The following is a 19,060-nucleotide window of genomic DNA, read 5'->3' as shown; positions in this document are numbered from 1 at the left end:
CTAAAATGGCCTATTTTTTGAATAATTTCTTCCAAATTGATTTCTTTTCACATGGTGTGTCATCAACATGTTCATTTACCAATACTAGTAATTGAAGCATGGTGAATACTAGTGAGTTTCCACGACGGTATGAGATATACTTAGGTGTCCATTCACTAACGTATTTTTCCTTGTAAGATCTTAATCCTTGGAAACTGTAGAATGCAGTTCCGTACTTGTAGATTAAGTTAGAAATCTTTTCATCAATGAAACTATATCTAGATTCACCAACGTTTGATAATGGAGCCATTCCAAGGTTGAAGTACTTGTACCCTTCATCCTTTACATAGTTGAACAAGTTAATGAAGATTCCATCCATGATTCCTGATGGTGCATCTTCGCTTGATCTCATCAAGTCAATTGATGTCATTTCATGGTCACCAGTTGGCATGATGTTGGCAAAGGCAACAACCTTGTTGTCCTTATCCTTCATTACAGCGATTGGTGCTTGGTTTAGGTAGTAACTGTCAAAGTATCCTAATGAGAATCCCTTTTCTGGCTTACCCTTCAACCAGTTATCAGATACCTCTCTTAATTCATCAATGAATGATGTTGAGAAAGGAGGTTGAATAATTTCAAATTTGTATTCGTCACGGTCGAATTTATTCATCAAGGCTCTTTCACCACGATGCTTCTTACCGGCAATTGAGAATGTGTCTAAGGCCACGTGACCTTCTTCCCCTGCCTTAGTAAAACTAAATCCTTTTTCGTGAAGTAACATTGTTAGTTCTTCACCGATTTCATAGAAAACAAGTGAGTAACCAATGTTGTCACTATCTTCGATGAACTTATCAATCGCGTTTTCAAGTTTATCCATGTTACCGATTGGTTCACCCATGATCATAATCTTGTTAGCGCGACATTTGTACATGAAGAATAGTTGGTCTTTACCATCTTCTTGGTAGAAGTAGATGTTCTTGTCACGAACATATGCTAAATGACTTACTTCATTTCCACCAAATTCATTAATAACGTTAGATACTCTATCGCCATCAAATGGTTGGTTTAACCAATCGACCTTTGAGTATGATAAGAAACGGAAAGTTAGAACTAAGATTAGGAAGGCTAAAATCAATCCTAATAGACCTGCAAACCATACTTGAGGTGATGGTAATAGGTATGAGTTAGTCCAGTGGAATACCGCAAACTTAAAGTTTGTTAGTAAACCAATGATTAGGTATACGACAAACGCACTAACGAATATTAGTAAATCAATTAACGCATGTCCCCATGAGTATGTGAACTTTTGTCTGTATAATACCTTGTAACTTAACCATAGGCAGCCAAGTAGAATTACGGACATAACTACCATATTGGTTGGGAAGTCTTCTTTCCAAAGTGTGTTCCATAAGGCAATTACTAAAATGACCGCTGTTGGCCAAAATGCCTTCTTCACCTTTGAACCAAATCCACGCGCAAAACCAATTAATAGGAATGCTACGATAACTGTACTTAGTTGATCTAAGAAGTAGAACGAATATGGTTCTAGTGAAATATAGAATCTATTAACTAATACTAGGTTAGGAATAACGGCTAGTAGTAGCATCATGATTCCTGAGAAGTACATGAAAATAGTAATAAACATGTGTGCTAATCTTTGTAGAATTAGCTTTGGAATACCGTCTAAGAAGTTGTTGAAACGTTGGAATACGTCTACTACTAAGAAGATAATTCCCAAGAATACTGGGAAAATGTAGTAGAAAGCACGGTATAGGATTAACCAAACCGCGGCGTCACTTGGTCTAACACCAATGAACATCAATCCAACTAGCATGGTTCCTTCAAAGCTTCCAAGTCCCCCAGGAACTAATGAAGCCACCCCTACTACGTTTGCAACAACGAATACTGGAAATACGGCTAGTAGGTTAATTGGTTGATGCATGAATGCACCAATTGTCATGAATAATCCAGCGCACCCTAACCATTCTAGACATGATCCAACAATTAATTGGATTTCTAGTTTAGCGGTTAAGTCTTTGAAATAATCAGAATCATTTAAGCGTGTGATGATAAACAAAATTGGGAAGTATAGTCCACCAAGAACTAGTACAATCCACCACCACCAATCATGACTGTTAGTTCCAAAACCGAAACTAAACATCATGATAATGGCTACCCAACAGTATGTGGATAGTCCGGCTAATAAGAAAATAACAATCTTAGAGATTGCATATAATATTTGTTTTTTTGTTGCGTTTTCACTGTAAAAACTAGAACGCATACTTGCACCTAACACACCACCGAAACCGGCAATGTTAGTAAGTGTATTGGTAATCCACCCTGTTTTTACGATATATGATTTTTTAAACTTACCCGGTAGAAAATCAACGATTGTAAAATCATATATTAACATCGGTGAAACTGCGATAAATCCCAAAATTATCATGATAACAATCGACACTGGTGATAGTCTTGAAAAACTCTCAGCCATTTGTCTTCCACTAATTTCCTTTGAAACAGAAAAGATAACGTGTACAACAACGGCTAAAACGAATACCACGAATAGGACTTTTACTAAAGTCATATGTCGATTGATCCAATCTCCACATTTCTTAAATAAAGCTTTCAATTATGTTTCCTCCATAAATCTTATTACTACTATTATCTCAATTAATAATTGTTGGCACAAGGCTTTATATCAAAATATGTACAAAAAAAGAACGTGTGATAAATCACACGTTCCTTTAAAGGGAAATTACTTAAGAGTAACTTCTGCACCAACTTCTTCAAGTTTTGCCTTGATGTCGTTAGCTTCGTCTTCTTTAGCGTCTTCTTTAATTACTGAAGGAGCACCATCAACTAAGTCCTTTGAGTCCTTTAGACCTAGACCAGTGATTTCACGTACAACCTTGATTGCTTTAACCTTTTGGCTACCAGCAGAAGTTAGTTCTACAGTGAATGAGTCCTTAGCAGCACCATCAGCACCACCAGCAGCTGGAGCAACAGCTGCAGCAGCAGTAACGTCGAATTCTTCTTCAATTGCCTTAACTAAGTCGTTTAGGTCAGAGATTGAAGCTTCTTTAATTTGTTCAATAATGTTATCTTTATCAAAAGCCATTTTAATTTCCTCCAATTTGGATAGTTATAATTTTATATTATGAGCTTAGGCTGCGTCGCCATCGCCCTTTTCTGCAACTGCCTTAACAGCAATAGCAAACTTGCGAACAGGTGATTGTAACATGCTTGCAAGGATAGAGATTGATTCGTCGCGACTTGGTAATGAAGCGAATTCGTCAATTTCTTGTAGAGTAGCAATCTTGTTTTCAAGAATACCACCCTTGATTTCAACAGCGTCAGTGTTATCAGCAAAATGCTTTAATACCTTAGCTGGAGCAATAGGATCTTCATCAGAGAATGCTACGGCAGTAGGACCCTTGAATAAGTCACCTAATTCTTCGTAACCTGCTTCCTTAGATGCACGTACAGCAATGTTATTCTTGATAACACTGAATGAAACACCTGCATCACGTAATTGCTTACGTAGGTCAGTTACTTCAGCAACGTTTAAACCACGGTAGTTAACAACAATAGCAGTAGTAGCATTGTTGAATTGTTCTGTAACAGCTTCTACACGTTTAGCTTTAGCGTCGATTACTTCTTTCTTTGGCATTGTTTCACCTCCCAATATTTTTTGGGATTTAATAAAAAATCCCTATGCCACCTAGACATAGAGAAACCGTTTTAAGTGTCCTCGTTGGGATATTAAGGTACAAGTACCACCCAAGTCTTAGGTAGATATCAATTTTTATAACAAATAGTAGTTTACTATATATATAAACTTTGGTCAATAGGGATTTTCAAATTCCAAATTAATTACTTAACTTTAGAATGATTCTAGATCAACCTTTACACCAGGTCCAAAGGTTGTTGAAACTGATAGGTTACTGATGTAAGTACCACGAACTGAAGCTGGACGGTTCTTAACAATCAAGTCTTCAATAGCCTTGAAGTTACCAACTAGCTTGTCAGCATCGAATGATGACTTACCGATGATAACAGCAACGTTTCCGTCACGGTCAGTACGGTAAGTAACCTTACCTGATTTAGAATCAGATACGGCCTTCTTAACATCCATAGTAACTGTACCAGTCTTAGGGTTTGGCATTAAGTTCTTTGGTCCAAGAACACGACCTAGACGACCAACTTGAGCCATCATGTCTGGTGTTGCGATAGCAACATCAAAGTCTAACCAACCATTTTGGATTTTTTCAGCTAGGTCTGCTTCACCAACAAAGTCAGCGCCGGCTTCTTCAGCTTCCTTAGCCTTGTCACCCTTAGCAAATACAACAACTTTTTGGTCTTTACCTGTACCGTTTGGTAAGACAACAGCACCACGTAATTGTTGATCAGCTTGTTTAGTGTCAACATTTAAGTTAAATACAACTTCAACAGTTGAATCGAACTTAGCAAAATCAATTTTCTTTACAAGATCAACAGCTTCTTCAACTGAGTAAGCCTTGTTACGGTCTACTTGTTTTAAAGCATCTTGATACTTTTTACCTCTTTTTTGAGCCATCTGTGTTTTCCTCCTTGCAATTGTGGTTGTAACGGATAAACCTCCCACATAACACCTAAATAATAGGTGTTATGGTACTACAGTATAGAAATGAATGTTGAATTAACCTTCAACAGTGAATCCCATACTACGTGCAGTACCTTCGATCATACGCATTGCGGCTTCAACATCAGCTGCGTTTAGATCTTTCATCTTAGTTTCGGCGATTTCCTTAACTTGGTCCTTAGTTACACTAGCAACCTTGTTAGTGTTTGGTTCACCGGAACCATGTTCAACACCAGCAGCCTTCTTCAATAGAATTGAAGCAGGTGGTGTCTTAGTAATGAAATCGAATGAACGATCTTCATATACAGAAATCACAACTGGAATCAAGTATCCTGCTTGATCAGCAGTACGAGCGTTGAATTCCTTAGTGAATCCCATAATGTTAATACCAGCTTGACCCAATGCAGGTCCAACTGGAGGAGCAGGTGTTGCTTTACCCGCAGGAATTTGCAATTTAACTACGTTAGCTACTTTTTTAGCCACGAGACATACCTCCTTAAGTCCGTGTGTGGTAAAAATTGGAGATGATATTTCTCCTCCCACTTAAGTATGCGTAAACATACAACAAATAATATATCACGTTTAAATATTTTTAACAACCCAATTTTTTTATCTAATTGGTTGTACTTGGTTAAAGTTTAGTTCAGCAGTAGTTGCACGACCGAACATATCAATATTAACCTTCAACTTACCTTTTTCGTCATCTTTTTCGATAACCTTACCTGAAAGATCAGCAAAGGCACCGTCAATAATAGTAATTGTGTCTCCCACTTCAGCATCCAATTCTTGCTTTTCTTGAGAAACGCCAAGACGACTTAGAACTAGTTCTACTTCATCTGGTAGCAATGGAGTTGGCTTACTTCCTTGACCATGTGATCCGATAAATCCAGTAACACCTGGAGTGTTTCTAACGATGTACCATGCTTCGTCAGTCATAACCATTTCTACTAGAACATAACCAGGGAAAGTCTTTTCCATCTTAGCCTTGTCTACACCATCTTTAACTTCGTGTTCTTCTGTTTCTGGAACAACTACTCTAAAGATAAAGTTTGACATCCCCATTGATTCCTTACGTGAATCAAGGTTAGCCTTAACTTTGTTTTCGTATCCTGAGTAAGTATGAATAACATACCATTGCTTTTCTGCTGATTCCATTAAAATTAGCTCCCTTTATGATTTTTTTGCAAAATAAAAAAACTCCGCACTCACGAAGTTTCAAACTACCTATTATAATATCACTATTTACTATAATTTAAAACAGTAAATTATAGGTATAGTAATCCTGATTGAATTGCCCAGTCAACAATTGCAAAGAAGATTGCAAAGATAATTGACATTGATACTACGATGGTAGTGTCAATTCTAGTTTGGTGACCATTAGGCCAAACAACTAGTTTCATTTCAGTACCAACACTCTTAAAGAACTTAAATAATTTCATAGTTTTCCTCCACTAACGTGTTTCTTTATGCATCGTAGCTTTGCCACAATGTTTACAGTATTTTTTTACTTCTAATCGATCTTCATGGTTATTACCAACCGAGGTTGTGTAATTACGGGATCCGCAGACCTCACATTGTAAAGCAACTTTATTCTGTGACATCGTATACATCCCCCTTTTGAATAAATTCATAATAGCATTTATATTTTTGATAGTCAATTTATGCTGATGGCTAGTCATAGACCTTTTTTACAATCTTCTTTAACTTGTTTTTGACCCTAGCAATACAATTATCAACTATATTAGTAGCGTTCTCTGGATGTCTTGCTAAAGCCAGTTTTAATCTATCGATTGAAAAATTATTTTCATTAATCAAGTCTTCTAGATAGCAAAAGGCGATTTCGGATTCTAATGGTGATAGTCTTGCAATCAACTCTTCATAACAAATCTTGATATTCATTGACTGATCTGGTGTTAAAAAGATTCTATCCTTCAAGCTATTTTGAAAGTATAACTCGTTAGCATTATATGAAACCATTTTATCAACCGGCATCCGTTTCTTAGCTTTTCTTTTTCTTAAGATGTCATATAAATGATTCTTTAAACTAATTTGGTATAACGTCCCAAACGTCGCTTTATGGTTTACATCATAATTACGAATGTTTTTTACCATTACCAGCATTGATTCTTGATACCAGTCGTCGATATCCATATCGTGCAAGTAATAATTACGCCACACTTTATTAACCAACGGTTTGTATTTATCAAACAGCTTTTGCAGTGATTCTTCATTGCCGTTTTCTTTAAAATCAAGAATTAATTCTATATCAATATTATTTTGGTCAAAGCTCATTACCTATTCACCTCTGATTATAATTACATAAAACAATTTATATAGTTACATAATCATAAACAAGCGAATATTTGTTCATTTATATTTCACCGAAACGGTATAAATATATATAGCTTTTAATCATTTGTTAAATTATCTCTTAGCTTTTCCAGTCTCAACAACTGATCACTAGACCAAGGAGTTCGACGACCAGTTAATTGATTGGTATAACTACGAACTTGCGTCTTAATCTCACGTTTTGAACGTTCGACATCACGAAGCAATTCTCGAGCTGATATTCTCAAAGCCCCTGCTGAAAAAACAGTCCATTGCTCAGCTTGATCAGAGGTTACTACAACCACCTGAACAAATCTAGATTGCTTTTGTCTAGCATATGCTTCGATATAACTATCAGCTGTTTCATCTTTGTTAGTCCAAACAATGTCTAAGTTATGCTTCTTATCTTTCTTTGATAAACCGGGAACATACATCGCATCGAAGATAATCTTCATATCTAAGTCACGGTATTTTTTATATTCTGAAATGATATTAATCAATTCATCCCTGGCATCTGCCAAACGATTATCCAGCTTTAACTTATTCAATTCAGGCCAATTTCCGATGACGTTATATCCATCGATTAATAATAGTTGTTTTTTCATTGGCTTAATCCTTCTTATAGTGGATTTCTTGAATTATAAGCTTGATACATTAATAAACTAGCAGCGACACTGGCATTTAAACTTTGTAATTGACCGACCATTGGAATGGTTAGCATTTCGTCTACGTTCTTCTTTAGAAGTGGTGAAATTCCCTTACCTTCATTTCCAATGATTACAGCAACTGGTCCTTTGGCATCCCAACGACGGTAATCTGCACCTTTAACGTCAGTACCAAATACCCAGACACCTTGTTGTTTTAGGTCGTTAACAGTGTTAACTAGGTTAGTCACTCTAGCAACCGGAATTCTTTCAATGGCACCAGCAGATGTCTTCGCAACTGTTGATGTTAAACCAACGGCACGGTGCTTTGGAATAATCACACCAGTAACACCGGCAGCATCTGCTGTTCTGATAATTGAACCCAAGTTGTGAGGATCTTCAATGTTATCAAGAATTAAAAAGAATGGTGGTACGTCTTGTTTTGCTGAGTTTTCAAATAATTCATCAATGGTTGCATACTTGTATGGTGAGATTGATAAAACCACCCCTTGGTGATTTTGATTATCTGAAAGTAAGTCTAGCTTTTGCTTTGGCACAGTTGAGATTACAAGGTGCTTTTGCTTAGCTAGCTTGATGATTTCTTCAACACTTTTTTCATCTTTTTTAATTCCGTTTTGTAGGAAAACCTTGTTGATTTCTTGCTTTCCTCTTAATGCGGAAACAACCGGATGGCGTCCGATTATAAATTCGCTTTGGTCATTAGTCTTCATATTTGGGCCTCCCAGCATCGACTTGTTCAATACACCAGTTAGATAGTTCTTCTAAACGGTCATCTTGTTTGCTTAATGAAAGATACCCCATCATGGCTTCAAAACCAGTTGAATGGCGGTAAGTCAAAACACTAGTGTTCTTAGCATGTGTGTAACTCTTAGCATTACGACCTCTCTTGAACACCGCATCCTCTTCATCTGTTAGGATGTCGTCTTCAATCATCAAATCGATTAATGCTGCTTGAGCCTTTGCTGACACGTACTTTCTAGCTGTCTTTTGTAGGCGGTTAGGTTTAGTGATACCTAAGTTTAAAAGGTGCTTTCTTACGAACACTTCGTAAACTGAATCGCCAAGATATGCTAATGCAATTCCATTTAACTGTTTATAATCCACGTTCTGGTTTTCCATCATTTATTCCCTTCTAAAACGAGTACCTTGAGCTGTATCTTCTAGGATAATTCCTTGGTCTCGTAGTTGATCTCTAATTTCGTCACTTCTTGCGAAGTCCTTGTTCTTTCTAGCTTCGTTACGTTCATCAATCAATGCTTGAACTGAATCGTCATCTAGTGTTTCTTCCTTGAAGACAACACCAAAAATAGAAGCCATCTTTTCTAGCTTTTCAATAATTAGGTTAACAGTATCCTTACCTACTTCAGGTCTTTGGACATACATGTTACCAAGTTTTGCTAGTTCGTATACACAATCAATTCCGTTTTGTGCATTGAAATCATCATCCATCGCATCTTGGAAATCTGCTTGAATTTGTCTAATTTCTTGTTCTAGTTTCATATCAATAATATCTGTGGCATCGCTTAAACGATACTTCAAATTATTGTATGCATTTCTTAATTTGTTTAGGTTGTTTTCGGCAGCCTGTAAATTAGTTTCGTTGTATTGAATTGGACGACGGTATTGGGTAGTTGACATCAAGAATCTTACTACTTGCGGATCAACCTTCTTAACAATATCGTGCACAGTCACAAAGTTACCTAGTGACTTACTCATCTTTTCGTTTTCATCACCGACGGTAACAAAACCATTGTGCATCCAGTAGTTAACAAACTTTTCACCAGTCTTGGCTTCACTTTGTGCACGTTCGTTTTCATGGTGAGGGAACTTCAAGTCTTCCCCACCACCATGGATATCGATTGTGTTACCCAAGTACTTGGTAGACATTACTGAACATTCAATGTGCCAGCCCGGACGACCTTTACCCCATGGTGAATCCCATGAGATTTCACCTGGCTTAGCAGCCTTCCATAAAACAAAATCGATTGGATCTTCTTTCTTGGAAAGTTCTTCTTCTGAGACATGTTGACTAGCTCCTGATTCCAAGTCATCTACACTTTGGTGTGATAAATGACCGTAATCATTGAACTTTCTTGCTCGATAGTAAACATCGCCATCAACAGCATATGCATAACCATCATCAACCAATTCTTTCACGAATTGAATAATCCCATCAATATTATCAGTAGCTCTTGGATTAACAGTTGCTGGTTCAACGTTCAATGCAGCCACATCTTCCTTGTAGGCTTCAATGTACTTGTTAGCAATGTCCATTACTGTACTGTTTTCTTCTTTAGCTTCATTAATTAATTTATCATCAACATCCGTAAAATTAGAAATGTAATTTACTTGGTAACCACAATATTCAAAGTAACGACGAATAGTATCAAATGCAACAATACTACGCGCGTTTCCAATATGAATATAGTTATATACTGTTGGACCACAGACATACATACCAACTGTTCTTGACTTAATTGGCTTAAATACGTCTTTTTCTTGAGTTAATGTATTATAGATCCTTAGCATTAATGGCACCCCTATTCCTATTTTTTATACTTACTTCATTCTATCATAATAATAGCTACTATATTAGGATAAATTCAAATAAAAAAGCCCGCCAAAGCATGCTTTAGCGAGCCTTATTTATTATTGATTGATTTGCTTTAAAGTTTCATCAATGTGTTTTAGAGCCTTTTCTCTACCAATCAATTCGATTGATTCAGGTAGTTCAGGACCATGACTTTCGTGAGTAACGGCAATTCTGATTGGCATCCATAGTTGACGTCCCTTAATCTTAGTTTCCTTTTGAATTTCCTTAATTGTCTTTAGGATTTCAATCTTATCGAAAACTGGAACATCCTTAATCTTTTCAGCAAAGGCCTTTAGAACAACTGGTGCAGTTTCGTTTTGAATTTCTTCAAGCGCTTCACCAGAAACCTTAGCTGGTTCGTTAAAGAATACGTCAGCCATTGAGTTGATTTGAGCCATGTAGCTCATTTGTTGCTTGTAAGTGTTGATTAACTTACGAGCCCATTCAATAGTTAAAGCATCTGGGTTTTCAGGAATGTTACCCTTTGCGATTAATTGACGTAATGCTAAGTCCATAACAACGTCTTCATCAGCAGCCTTAACGTATTGGTTGTTGATCCATTCTAGTTTCTTGTTATCGAAGTTAGCTGGTGACTTGCTTAGACGGTGTTCGTCGTACATCTTGATGAAATCACGTTGTGAGAAGATTTCATCTTCACCTTTTGGAGACCAACCTAATAGAGTAATGAAGTTAAACATTGCATCTGGTAGGTATCCTAGGTCTCTGTATTGTTCGATAAATTGAATGATTGATTCATCACGTTTACTTAGTTTCTTACCAGTGTCGGCACTAGTAATTAAACTCATGTGACCGAATACAGGAGCTTCCCAACCAAATGCTTCATACATCATTAATTGTTTTGGTGTATTAGCAACGTGGTCGTCACCTCTGAATACGTGTGAAATTTGCATTTCATGGTCATCAATAATAACCGCGAAGTTGTAAGTAGGCATTCCGTCACGTTTTACGATAACGAAGTCCCCACCAATAGTATCAGAGTTAAATTCAACATGACCCTTAACAACATCGTCCCATGCGTAAGTCTTGTTCTTTGGTACTCTGAAACGAATAACTGGTTTCAAACCTTTAGCTTCTGATTCAGCCATTGATTTTTGAATTTCTTCTTCTGACATACCAGCGTATTCATATTCGTAATGAGGCATGATGCCCTTTGCACGTTGTTCTTCACGATCAGCTTCTAGTTCTTCTTCTGTTCTGTATGAGTAGTAAGCCTTGTCTTCATCCAATAGTTGTTGAATCAATGGATCGTAAATTGAACGTCTTTCCGATTGTCTGTATGGACCAAACTTACCAGGTTTGTCTGGACCTTCATCCCAATCTAAGCCAAGCCATTTTAAGTTGTCTAACTGACTTTTCTCACCATCAGCTACGTTTCGCTTAGTATCAGTATCTTCGATACGGATAATAAACTTACCTTTATTATGTCTAGCAAATAGGTAATTAAAAATTGCTGTTCTAGCATTACCAATGTGTAAATGTCCGGTTGGACTTGGTGCATATCTAACACGAATTTTCTTATTAGCCAATGATATTTTCTCCTCTTTTTTATAAATTCTTAGAATAACATTCTAATTTTACAATTATTATCAATAAAAATAAAGTGCTCAGTAAAAATCTAAAGGTATCTATAACCTTTTATTTATCATCAATTCTAGCGAAAATCATTTTACCTGCATCTGTTTGAATTGAACTGGTTACCTCAACGGATAGTCGTTCGTTTAGATGATTCTTACCATCTTCAACAACCACCATTGTTCCGTCGTCCAAGAATGCGACTCCCTGGCTTCTTTCGGTTCCCTTTTTCAAAATCATAACTTCAAGATGTTCTCCGGGAACAAATCTTGGTTTTAGTGAGTTAGCCAATTCGTTAATGTTTAAAACATTAACCTTTTGGAATTGGATAACCTTGTTTAAGTTATAGTCGTTAGTAATGATTGAACCATTGAAATCTTTAGCTAATCGAATTAGCTTGCTATCAACTTCTTTGATGTTGTCATAGTCTTGATCAGTGATTTCAATTGGCATAATCTTTTCGGTTTGTAGTTTATTTAAAATGTCCAAACCACGACGACCACGAATACGTTTTTGGCTATCAGCTGAATCTGCGATGTATTGTAATTCATACAATACAAACTTAGGAACAAGCAATGTTCCTTCGATAAATCCAGTCTTTGCCACTTCGTAGATACGACCATCAATCAAAATGTTGGTGTCCAAAATCTTAATTGATTTATTGACATTGCGACTTGAAGTGTTAGTCAAAGCGTTTCCGCCCTTTTTCAAGCTAACTCTAAAAATCTTGCGCCAATCATTTAACTTAGTGGTTCCCAATAGAAAACCTAGGTATCCAAAAGTAATCATCAATAGAGCTGGCAAGATTAAGTTAGTGATTAAATAAGGCGTTCTAAATAAAACGATTGAAATTAAAGTCGCTAAAATCAATCCAATAATCATCCCTAAAGTCCCCATCAAAATATAGAATGGGTTCTTTTGTGATAATTGCTTTTCAACCTGACTCATTGCATTCATGATTCGTTTAACAACAAACAATGAAAGAATATAGAAAACAATGGCGCCAATTACTGAATCAACTAGTGCATTATTTAATAAAATTGAAGGGTTTTCCCACAATGCATGCCAAATAACGGGTAAATAAATTACCCCTAGCGTTGCTCCTAAAATGACAAATATAAATTGGATAACCGTAAATCGATCAATTTTTTTCATTATTATCTTCCTCAGTATGTGTTAGTTAAGTGCGATTTTAATCGCTTGAGCCAGTGTGGATACACCAACGACTTCAATTCCGTCTGGAGCAGTCCATCCTGACATATTATGTTTTGGTATCAATACGCGCTTAAAGCCCAGCTTTTGTGCTTCTAAAACACGTTGTTCAATGCGGTTAACTCGTCTAATTTCACCAGTTAAACCAATTTCACCGATATAACATTCACTAGGGTCGGTTCCCCTGTTCTTGTAACTTGATGCCACACTAATGGCTACAGCCAAATCAATTGCTGGTTCGTTCAACTTAACTCCACCAGCAGCCTTTAAGAAGGCATCTTGGTTTTGTAGCATTAGTCCGGCACGTTTTTCAAGCACCGCCATTAAAACTGCTACACGGTTACGGTCAATCCCGGTAGCGGTTCTTTGGGCGTTCCCGAATACGGATGGTGTTACCAATGCCTGAATTTCGACTAGGATTGGTCTGGTTCCTTCGATTGAGACAACGATTGCAGAACCATTGGCGTCCTTCAGACGTTCTTCCAAGAAGACCTCTGATGGATTATCAACCTCTCGTAATCCGGATTCTTGCATGTCAAAAATTCCTAACTCGTCGGTTGAACCAAAACGGTTCTTCACGGCTCTTAAGATACGGTAGGAATGATGCATGTCTCCTTCAAAGTATAAAACAGTATCAACCATGTGTTCCAAAGTCTTAGGTCCGGCAATTGAGCCACCCTTAGTAACGTGGCCAACCACAAAGATTGTAATTCCATTGGTCTTTGCAATGGACATTAAATCTGCGGTAATTGCTCTTACCTGTGATACGGAACCAATTGCGGAATCCACCTCTGGCTCAGAAATCGTTTGAACAGAATCAATTACGACTGCATCTGGCTTAATCTCATCAATGGCAGACTTGATGGCACCCATATCGGTTTCTGGATATAGATACATGTTGGAGCCATTCACTGATAAACGTTCCGCTCTGAGCTTAATTTGACTGGAACTTTCTTCCCCAGATACATATAAGACGCGTTGGTCCTTAGCACCTAATTGGCCAGAAATTTGAAGTAACAGTGTGGATTTCCCGATACCAGGATCTCCACCAATTAAAATTAATGAGCCCGGAACAATTCCGCCACCTAATACACGGTTAAATTCTTGGGACTCAGTTTCAAAACGTGATTCCTTTTCAAACTTAACGTCTTTGATTAGTTGTGGTTTTGTTTGCTGACCATTGAAATCCATTCGGTGAGTCGATTTCAAACTCGATGTTTCTTTTTGAACGGTTTGTTCTTCAAATGTATTCCATTTTCCACAGTTAGGACAATGTCCCAAGTACTTTGGTGAAATGTATCCACATTCTTCGCAAACAAATTGGGTCTTTACTTTAGCCACATTAATTTCCTTTCTTTAATTCCTTTTTTATTCGCCTGATGAACCAAAACCACCAATTCTTTTAGTCCCCTTGTTGGAGTCATCATCAGTTGTTAAGAATGGTACGAAAATACCTTGAGCAATTCTTTCACCCTTCTTAATCTTTCTGTCTAGTAATCCGAAGTTAGTCATTTGAACAAACAACTCACCTTCGTTACTTTCGTTACCATAGTAATCAGCATCAACGATACCAATTCCGTTTGGTAAAACCATTCCTCTCTTTAATGGACCACTTGAACGATTAGCAATAATAAGCATTTCGTCTGGTTGCATGTAAGCCTTAATTCCGGTTGGAACTAATAATGGACGTAAGATATCCTTTGCACGTTGCATCTCATCTTCAGATACGTCTTTTTCATGCTTAATTGCCCAAAGAACTTTTAAAAATCCTAATTTCCAAATTGAAGGCAATACAAAATCGACACCTGCTTCGATATCATAACCTGCTGCTTGTTTAGTAGAACGATAAGGTAGATTGATGCCTTTATCCTTGTACTTTGTAACTACTTCAAATCCTCTTTTCATATCTACACATCCTGTTAATTTATTAGTATTATTATACTATGTATTTTATATGAAAACTGTTAACAATTAAATACAAATATTTTATTTGACAAACTCACGATAACCATAGAAAATTAATATAGTATTATTGAGGTATATTTAATACCTTTGTTCGAAACCTTTCGTCTGAATGTATAAGCATTCAAAGTCGATTTAACGTCGTTTTACCGAATATTTTAGAGGGGAAAAGGATTATGGATAAAGAATTAATGAAAAAAGTTGCCGGCCAAGAAGCTGTCAAATATATCAAAGACGGTATGACTGTCGGTCTTGGTACAGGTTCAACTGTGAAATACTTGTTGGATGCATTGGGAGAACGAGTAGCCAAAGAAGGATTACGTATTATTGGTGTTCCAACTTCCAACCGCTCAGCAAAGCGTGCTCGTGACTTGGGAATTGATGTTAAAAGTATCGATGACGTTGACCATATTGACTTAACAATTGACGGTGCTGACCAAATCGATGAAAATTTCCAAGGTATCAAGGGTGGCGGTGTTGCCCACCTTCGTGAAAAAATTGTCGCAATCAACTCAGATCGAAACATCTGGATTGTCGATGCAACAAAGATGGCCAAAAACCTTGGCTCTTTTCCCCTTCCTTTGGAAGTTACTCCATACGGAAGCACTCACCTATTCAAACGTTTAGACGATATGGGTTACCATCCTACTTTTAGAACCAATGCTAAGGGTGGTCACGTGTTAACTCACGCTGATAACTACATTATCGATTTAAACTTAGGTTACATTGAACATCCCCACGAACTTGAAACCATCCTAAACAACATGACTGGAATCGTTGAACATGGTCTATTCCTAGACGTTGTTGACATGGTAATTGTCGGATATGAAGATCATTCAGAAACATTCGACGCTAAAAGAAAATAATTAATTTAAACCGTGATAGTAAGTACGACTTATTATCACGGTTTTTTGTTTTTAAAGGCATTTGACCTGAGTGATATAATATTATAAAAGCAAGGAGGAATCATGATGTCAAAAAGTATTAGTAATGAAAATATCCAAAAGTATCATAACGATTTATTAGATCGTAAAGAAGCTAAGGTAATGCAAAGAGCTGTCAGCCATAATGGTATCAACTCTTCAGCTGCCAACTTCGAAGCGGAAGGTAACATGAAGCCAAACTTTTCAATTGAAATCGATACTGGTGAAGTTGCCAACCAAAAACATAGTGGCCGTTGCTGGATTTTCGCAGCGCTAAATACTATGCGTCATAGCCTAGCTAAAAACTTCAACTTATCTGGTGATTTTGAATTATCGCAAATCTACACTACTTTCTGGGATAAGTTTGAAAAATGTAATTGGTTCTTAGAAAACATTATCAAGACTGCTGATGAACCATTAACATCACGCCGTGTTTCATGGCTATTAGATTCACCACAACAAGATGGTGGTCAATGGGACATGTTATGTGCGGTAATCGAAAAGTACGGTGTTGTTCCTCAATCAGCAATGGTTGAAACTGCCGTAAGTAACGATACTTCAGAATTAAACGCTGTGTTAAACCAAAAACTAAGAATGGATGCCATTCAACTACGTGAACTAGCTTCACAAAACAGTTCAGATATCGAAAGGGTAAAGGACGAAATGTTAAGCGAAATTTACCGTGTCCTAGTCTACTCATTCGGTGAACCCGTTTCAGAATTCAACTTCGAATACCGTGATGAAAAGAACGAATACCATATCGATACTGATTTAACTCCAAAGAAGTTCTTTGATAAATACGTAAACTTAAACCTAGAAGATTACGTTTCAATCATTAACTCCCCTACATTGGACAAACCTTACGAAAAGACTTACACCATTGATATGTTAGGTAACGTTATCGATGGTCGCCAAGTTAAGCATTTAAACCTTGAAATGGACCGCCTAGAAGAACTAACCATCACCCAATTAAAGAACGGTGAAAGTGTTTGGTTCGGAAGCGACGTTTCAAAAGAATCAGATCGTAAAAAAGGAATCATGGACGACAACCTATACTCAAAGGATGAATTATTCGACATCGATTTATTAATGAGTAAGGATGAACAACTAGATTACCACCAAAGTGTTATGAACCATGCCATGGTTATCACCGGTGTTGATATCGTTGATGGTCAACCTACTAAGTGGAAGGTTGAAAACTCTTGGGGTAACCAAGTTGGTTCAAAGGGTTACTTTGTAATGAGTGAATCATGGTTCAGACGTTTCACTTACCAAGTTGTTATCAACAAGAAGTACCTATCTGAAGAAGATAAGAAGAACCAAGAACAAGAACCAGTTGTATTAGATCCATGGGATCCAATGGGAACTCTTGCTTTTAACGAAAAATAACATACAAAAAAGAGCTGATAATTTATCAGCTCTTTTTATATTGTCTTTTTACTAATTACATTCAACTTATCATCGAAATGATAAACGATTGGCTTTCCGTTTGGAACTTCCACTCGATCAATGTCATCATCACTAATATTATCTAAATACTTAATTAAAGCCCGAAGAGTTGACCCATGGGCGACAACTAACTCGTTTTGACCATCCAATAACTTAGGAGCAATCGAGTCTTGCCAGTATGTCATCAATCTTTCATATGCCATCTTTAGACTTTCACCACGTGGTTCAATCACACCGATTTTTGCATATTTATGTTCTTCGTCGGGTTGATCTAACAATGGTGGGACCGTCGTGTAGCTGCGTCTAAATTCAGCAAACTTTTCAGGTCCATATTGTAACTTAACGTCATCTTTCTTACGACCGCGCAACGCCCCATAATGACGTTCATTTAGTCGCCATGACTTTGTCTCTTGAATATATTGTTGGTTAATTTCACTTAACACAATATGCAACGTTTCAATTGCGCGTTTTAAAAACGAAGTATGAGCATGATCAAAGTCTATTTCCAATTGATTAATCTTCTTACCAGCATCGTGAGCTTGTTGAATACCCTTTTCAGTTAAGGCAACATCACTCCAACCAGTGAAAACATTCTTTTCGTTGGCAACACTTTGACCATGACGCATGATTACTAAATACGACATATTATCATCTCTTTTTATTCTTCTAATGCAGCATTCTTTTGTTCCATCTGACTACCAATAAATGTAATCACAGAACCGATTAGAATAATCACAATTCCAATCCAGGTATTAATTGTAATCTTTTCACCTAACAAGATCATTGCCAAAATTGGTGCCAATCCTGGTTTGATGAAAAATACGATTGAGGCAATTGATACCCCTGCTCTTTCCATGGCTAGGAAGTAGAATGCAAATCCACCACCTGTAACACAGACACAAATGAATAATAGAATCCAGAAGTAATTCATGGAAATATTATGAATGATTGGTGTATTTGCAAATGGTTTCAACCATTCTACCTTATTCATGTAGTTTGCAACAGCAGAAATATTGGTAATTGATACTAAAATTAAAAGTTCGACAGATCCTGCTAAAAATGTGTAGCAAGTAGTTGCTAGTCCGTTTTGACCGGTAACTTGTGAACCCCATCTGGATACAATGCTGTAAAGACCAAATGTTAGTGCTGAACCCAATGCTAATGAAATTCCCAATGGGTTGGTAAGGTTGGCCGGATTAACTATGACAAGCAATCCGATAATAGAAAGAACTAGTGAAATAAATCCTAGTCGACTAATCTTTTCTCTTAGAATAAAGAAAGCGAATAGTAATGCAAATACTGGATTACAACTGAATAGCACCGCTACCGTTGATGCTTCATCATACATGATGGCTAATTGGAATAGCGTCATGCTGACTACCACACATAAAAATCCAGTTAATAAGAAAACACCTAAACTTTTCCATTTACTCGTCAATAATGTTTGCTTTCCATTCTTCATGACAACTGGAATTAAAACCAATCCCCCAATAAAGAATCGAATTAAGTTCAATTGGATTGGACTAAAAACTCCTTGGACACTTTTTAGTGCAATTTCCATTGAACTAAACATAAACGTGGAAATTAAAACATACAGAAAAGTCTTTTTCAACTTTAAACGCGCTCCTTTAAATTTACAAATTATAAAAAACTTGATACACTACAAACTTAAAGTTCTTGTTGTGATGTTTTTTATATTAACATCATAATTATATCATATCCCACGGCCTTATTA

21 protein-coding genes and 1 other annotated feature are annotated in these 19,060 nt (G+C 36.9%); of the genes, 2 read left to right on the top strand and 19 right to left on the bottom strand.

All coding sequences use genetic code 11. The annotated features are described in order from the left end of the window. Nucleotides 1-10: 10 nt before the first annotated feature. The 17 genes from mprF to RZ55_RS01665 form a co-directional block, all read right to left on the bottom strand. Nucleotides 11-2,608 (bottom strand): bifunctional lysylphosphatidylglycerol flippase/synthetase MprF, encoded by a 2,598-nt coding sequence (mprF, locus tag RZ55_RS01745; protein WP_171823249.1) that lies wholly within the window; start codon nucleotides 2,606-2,608, stop codon nucleotides 11-13. Between the two features lie 126 nt (nucleotides 2,609-2,734). Next, a complete protein-coding gene (gene rplL, locus RZ55_RS01740) occupies nucleotides 2,735-3,097 on the bottom strand; it encodes a 50S ribosomal protein L7/L12 (protein WP_034534701.1) in 363 nt (120 codons plus the stop codon). A gap of 45 nt (nucleotides 3,098-3,142) precedes the next feature. Beyond that, on the bottom strand, nucleotides 3,143-3,649 hold the full coding sequence (gene rplJ / locus RZ55_RS01735) for a 50S ribosomal protein L10 (protein ID WP_034531904.1): 507 nt from the start codon (nucleotides 3,647-3,649) through the stop codon (nucleotides 3,143-3,145). A gap of 24 nt (nucleotides 3,650-3,673) precedes the next feature. After that, nucleotides 3,674-3,789, bottom strand: a sequence feature (ribosomal protein L10 leader region). A 73-nt stretch (nucleotides 3,790-3,862) separates the two neighbouring features. After that, on the bottom strand, nucleotides 3,863-4,555 hold the full coding sequence (gene rplA / locus RZ55_RS01730) for a 50S ribosomal protein L1 (protein WP_034531903.1): 693 nt from the start codon (nucleotides 4,553-4,555) through the stop codon (nucleotides 3,863-3,865). Between the two features lie 102 nt (nucleotides 4,556-4,657). Then, nucleotides 4,658-5,083 carry a 50S ribosomal protein L11 gene (gene rplK, locus RZ55_RS01725; protein ID WP_034531902.1) on the bottom strand — a complete coding sequence of 142 codons (426 nt, stop codon included), beginning with the start codon at nucleotides 5,081-5,083 and terminating at the stop codon, nucleotides 4,658-4,660. Nucleotides 5,084-5,209: 126 nt separating this feature from the next. Further along, on the bottom strand, nucleotides 5,210-5,755 hold the full coding sequence (nusG, locus tag RZ55_RS01720) for a transcription termination/antitermination protein NusG (protein WP_034531901.1): 546 nt from the start codon (nucleotides 5,753-5,755) through the stop codon (nucleotides 5,210-5,212). A 110-nt stretch (nucleotides 5,756-5,865) separates the two neighbouring features. Further along, nucleotides 5,866-6,039, bottom strand: coding sequence for a preprotein translocase subunit SecE (gene secE, locus RZ55_RS01715; protein ID WP_034531900.1), 174 nt, complete (start codon nucleotides 6,037-6,039; stop codon nucleotides 5,866-5,868). A 12-nt stretch (nucleotides 6,040-6,051) separates the two neighbouring features. Further along, nucleotides 6,052-6,201 carry a 50S ribosomal protein L33 gene (rpmG, locus tag RZ55_RS01710; RefSeq protein WP_034531899.1) on the bottom strand — a complete coding sequence of 50 codons (150 nt, stop codon included), beginning with the start codon at nucleotides 6,199-6,201 and terminating at the stop codon, nucleotides 6,052-6,054. Nucleotides 6,202-6,271: 70 nt separating this feature from the next. Further along, nucleotides 6,272-6,892 (bottom strand): sigma factor, encoded by a 621-nt coding sequence (locus RZ55_RS01705; RefSeq protein ID WP_051592239.1) that lies wholly within the window; start codon nucleotides 6,890-6,892, stop codon nucleotides 6,272-6,274. 116 nt (nucleotides 6,893-7,008) lie between these two features. After that, on the bottom strand, nucleotides 7,009-7,533 hold the full coding sequence (locus RZ55_RS01700) for an NYN domain-containing protein (protein WP_034534703.1): 525 nt from the start codon (nucleotides 7,531-7,533) through the stop codon (nucleotides 7,009-7,011). 14 nt (nucleotides 7,534-7,547) lie between these two features. After that, entirely contained in the window at nucleotides 7,548-8,303 is a 756-nt protein-coding gene (gene rlmB, locus RZ55_RS01695) for a 23S rRNA (guanosine(2251)-2'-O)-methyltransferase RlmB (RefSeq protein WP_034531897.1), read from the bottom strand. Beyond that, nucleotides 8,293-8,715 carry a Mini-ribonuclease 3 gene (locus RZ55_RS01690; RefSeq protein ID WP_034534704.1) on the bottom strand — a complete coding sequence of 141 codons (423 nt, stop codon included), beginning with the start codon at nucleotides 8,713-8,715 and terminating at the stop codon, nucleotides 8,293-8,295. Before RZ55_RS01690 ends, rlmB begins: the two co-directional genes overlap by 11 nt. Further along, entirely contained in the window at nucleotides 8,716-10,122 is a 1,407-nt protein-coding gene (gene cysS, locus RZ55_RS01685) for a cysteine--tRNA ligase (protein WP_057175603.1), read from the bottom strand. A 120-nt stretch (nucleotides 10,123-10,242) separates the two neighbouring features. Further along, nucleotides 10,243-11,733 carry a glutamate--tRNA ligase gene (gltX, locus tag RZ55_RS01680; protein WP_034531895.1) on the bottom strand — a complete coding sequence of 497 codons (1,491 nt, stop codon included), beginning with the start codon at nucleotides 11,731-11,733 and terminating at the stop codon, nucleotides 10,243-10,245. 109 nt (nucleotides 11,734-11,842) lie between these two features. Beyond that, nucleotides 11,843-12,934, bottom strand: a complete 1,092-nt coding sequence (locus tag RZ55_RS01675) for a PIN/TRAM domain-containing protein (protein ID WP_054482977.1) — start codon at nucleotides 12,932-12,934, stop codon at nucleotides 11,843-11,845. A 21-nt stretch (nucleotides 12,935-12,955) separates the two neighbouring features. After that, nucleotides 12,956-14,332 (bottom strand): DNA repair protein RadA, encoded by a 1,377-nt coding sequence (gene radA / locus RZ55_RS01670; protein ID WP_057175602.1) that lies wholly within the window; start codon nucleotides 14,330-14,332, stop codon nucleotides 12,956-12,958. 27 nt (nucleotides 14,333-14,359) lie between these two features. Further along, the gene (locus RZ55_RS01665; RefSeq protein ID WP_034531890.1) at nucleotides 14,360-14,896 is read right to left on the bottom strand and encodes a dUTP diphosphatase; all 537 of its coding nucleotides are present in this window, start codon (nucleotides 14,894-14,896) and stop codon (nucleotides 14,360-14,362) included. 233 nt (nucleotides 14,897-15,129) lie between these two features. Here RZ55_RS01665 and rpiA point away from each other — a divergent pair, with 233 nt between their 5' ends. Beyond that, nucleotides 15,130-15,819: a ribose-5-phosphate isomerase RpiA gene (gene rpiA, locus RZ55_RS01660; RefSeq protein ID WP_034531888.1), complete on the top strand. Its 690-nt coding sequence runs from the start codon at nucleotides 15,130-15,132 to the stop codon at nucleotides 15,817-15,819. A 105-nt stretch (nucleotides 15,820-15,924) separates the two neighbouring features. After that, nucleotides 15,925-17,265: an aminopeptidase C gene (locus RZ55_RS01655; RefSeq protein ID WP_057175601.1), complete on the top strand. Its 1,341-nt coding sequence runs from the start codon at nucleotides 15,925-15,927 to the stop codon at nucleotides 17,263-17,265. Nucleotides 17,266-17,300: 35 nt separating this feature from the next. On the opposite strand, the gene RZ55_RS01650 is transcribed toward RZ55_RS01655, so the two are convergent. Continuing rightward, nucleotides 17,301-17,969, bottom strand: coding sequence for a 2,3-bisphosphoglycerate-dependent phosphoglycerate mutase (locus RZ55_RS01650; RefSeq protein ID WP_057175600.1), 669 nt, complete (start codon nucleotides 17,967-17,969; stop codon nucleotides 17,301-17,303). A 14-nt stretch (nucleotides 17,970-17,983) separates the two neighbouring features. After that, nucleotides 17,984-18,937 carry a DMT family transporter gene (locus RZ55_RS01645; protein ID WP_034531882.1) on the bottom strand — a complete coding sequence of 318 codons (954 nt, stop codon included), beginning with the start codon at nucleotides 18,935-18,937 and terminating at the stop codon, nucleotides 17,984-17,986. Between the last annotated feature and the right edge of the window lie 123 nt (nucleotides 18,938-19,060).

Source organism: Apilactobacillus kunkeei, from assembly GCF_001421115.1.
Classification (GTDB): Bacteria; Bacillota; Bacilli; order Lactobacillales; family Lactobacillaceae; genus Apilactobacillus; species Apilactobacillus kunkeei_F.
The sequence above is the reverse complement of the archived record's forward strand: the minus strand, read 5'-3'. Positions and strand labels throughout refer to the sequence as shown.

Excerpts from the sequence above, each read along its gene's own strand:
- rplL (WP_034534701.1), bottom strand. The coding sequence starts at position 3,097 with ATGGCTTTTGATAAAGATAACATTATTGAACAAATTAAAGAAGCTTCA.
- rplJ (WP_034531904.1), bottom strand. The coding sequence starts at position 3,649 with ATGCCAAAGAAAGAAGTAATCGACGCTAAAGCTAAACGTGTAGAAGCT.
- rplA (WP_034531903.1), bottom strand. The coding sequence starts at position 4,555 with ATGGCTCAAAAAAGAGGTAAAAAGTATCAAGATGCTTTAAAACAAGTA.
- nusG (WP_034531901.1), bottom strand. The coding sequence starts at position 5,755 with ATGGAATCAGCAGAAAAGCAATGGTATGTTATTCATACTTACTCAGGA.
- secE (WP_034531900.1), bottom strand. The coding sequence starts at position 6,039 with ATGAAATTATTTAAGTTCTTTAAGAGTGTTGGTACTGAAATGAAACTA.
- rpmG (WP_034531899.1), bottom strand. The coding sequence starts at position 6,201 with ATGTCACAGAATAAAGTTGCTTTACAATGTGAGGTCTGCGGATCCCGT.
- RZ55_RS01705 (WP_051592239.1), bottom strand. The coding sequence starts at position 6,892 with ATGAGCTTTGACCAAAATAATATTGATATAGAATTAATTCTTGATTTT.
- RZ55_RS01700 (WP_034534703.1), bottom strand. The coding sequence starts at position 7,533 with ATGAAAAAACAACTATTATTAATCGATGGATATAACGTCATCGGAAAT.
- rlmB (WP_034531897.1), bottom strand. The coding sequence starts at position 8,303 with ATGAAGACTAATGACCAAAGCGAATTTATAATCGGACGCCATCCGGTT.
- RZ55_RS01690 (WP_034534704.1), bottom strand. The coding sequence starts at position 8,715 with ATGATGGAAAACCAGAACGTGGATTATAAACAGTTAAATGGAATTGCA.
- cysS (WP_057175603.1), bottom strand. The coding sequence starts at position 10,122 with ATGCTAAGGATCTATAATACATTAACTCAAGAAAAAGACGTATTTAAG.
- RZ55_RS01675 (WP_054482977.1), bottom strand. The coding sequence starts at position 12,934 with ATGAAAAAAATTGATCGATTTACGGTTATCCAATTTATATTTGTCATT.
- RZ55_RS01665 (WP_034531890.1), bottom strand. The coding sequence starts at position 14,896 with ATGAAAAGAGGATTTGAAGTAGTTACAAAGTACAAGGATAAAGGCATC.
- rpiA (WP_034531888.1), top strand. The coding sequence starts at position 15,130 with ATGGATAAAGAATTAATGAAAAAAGTTGCCGGCCAAGAAGCTGTCAAA.
- RZ55_RS01655 (WP_057175601.1), top strand. The coding sequence starts at position 15,925 with ATGTCAAAAAGTATTAGTAATGAAAATATCCAAAAGTATCATAACGAT.
- RZ55_RS01650 (WP_057175600.1), bottom strand. The coding sequence starts at position 17,969 with ATGTCGTATTTAGTAATCATGCGTCATGGTCAAAGTGTTGCCAACGAA.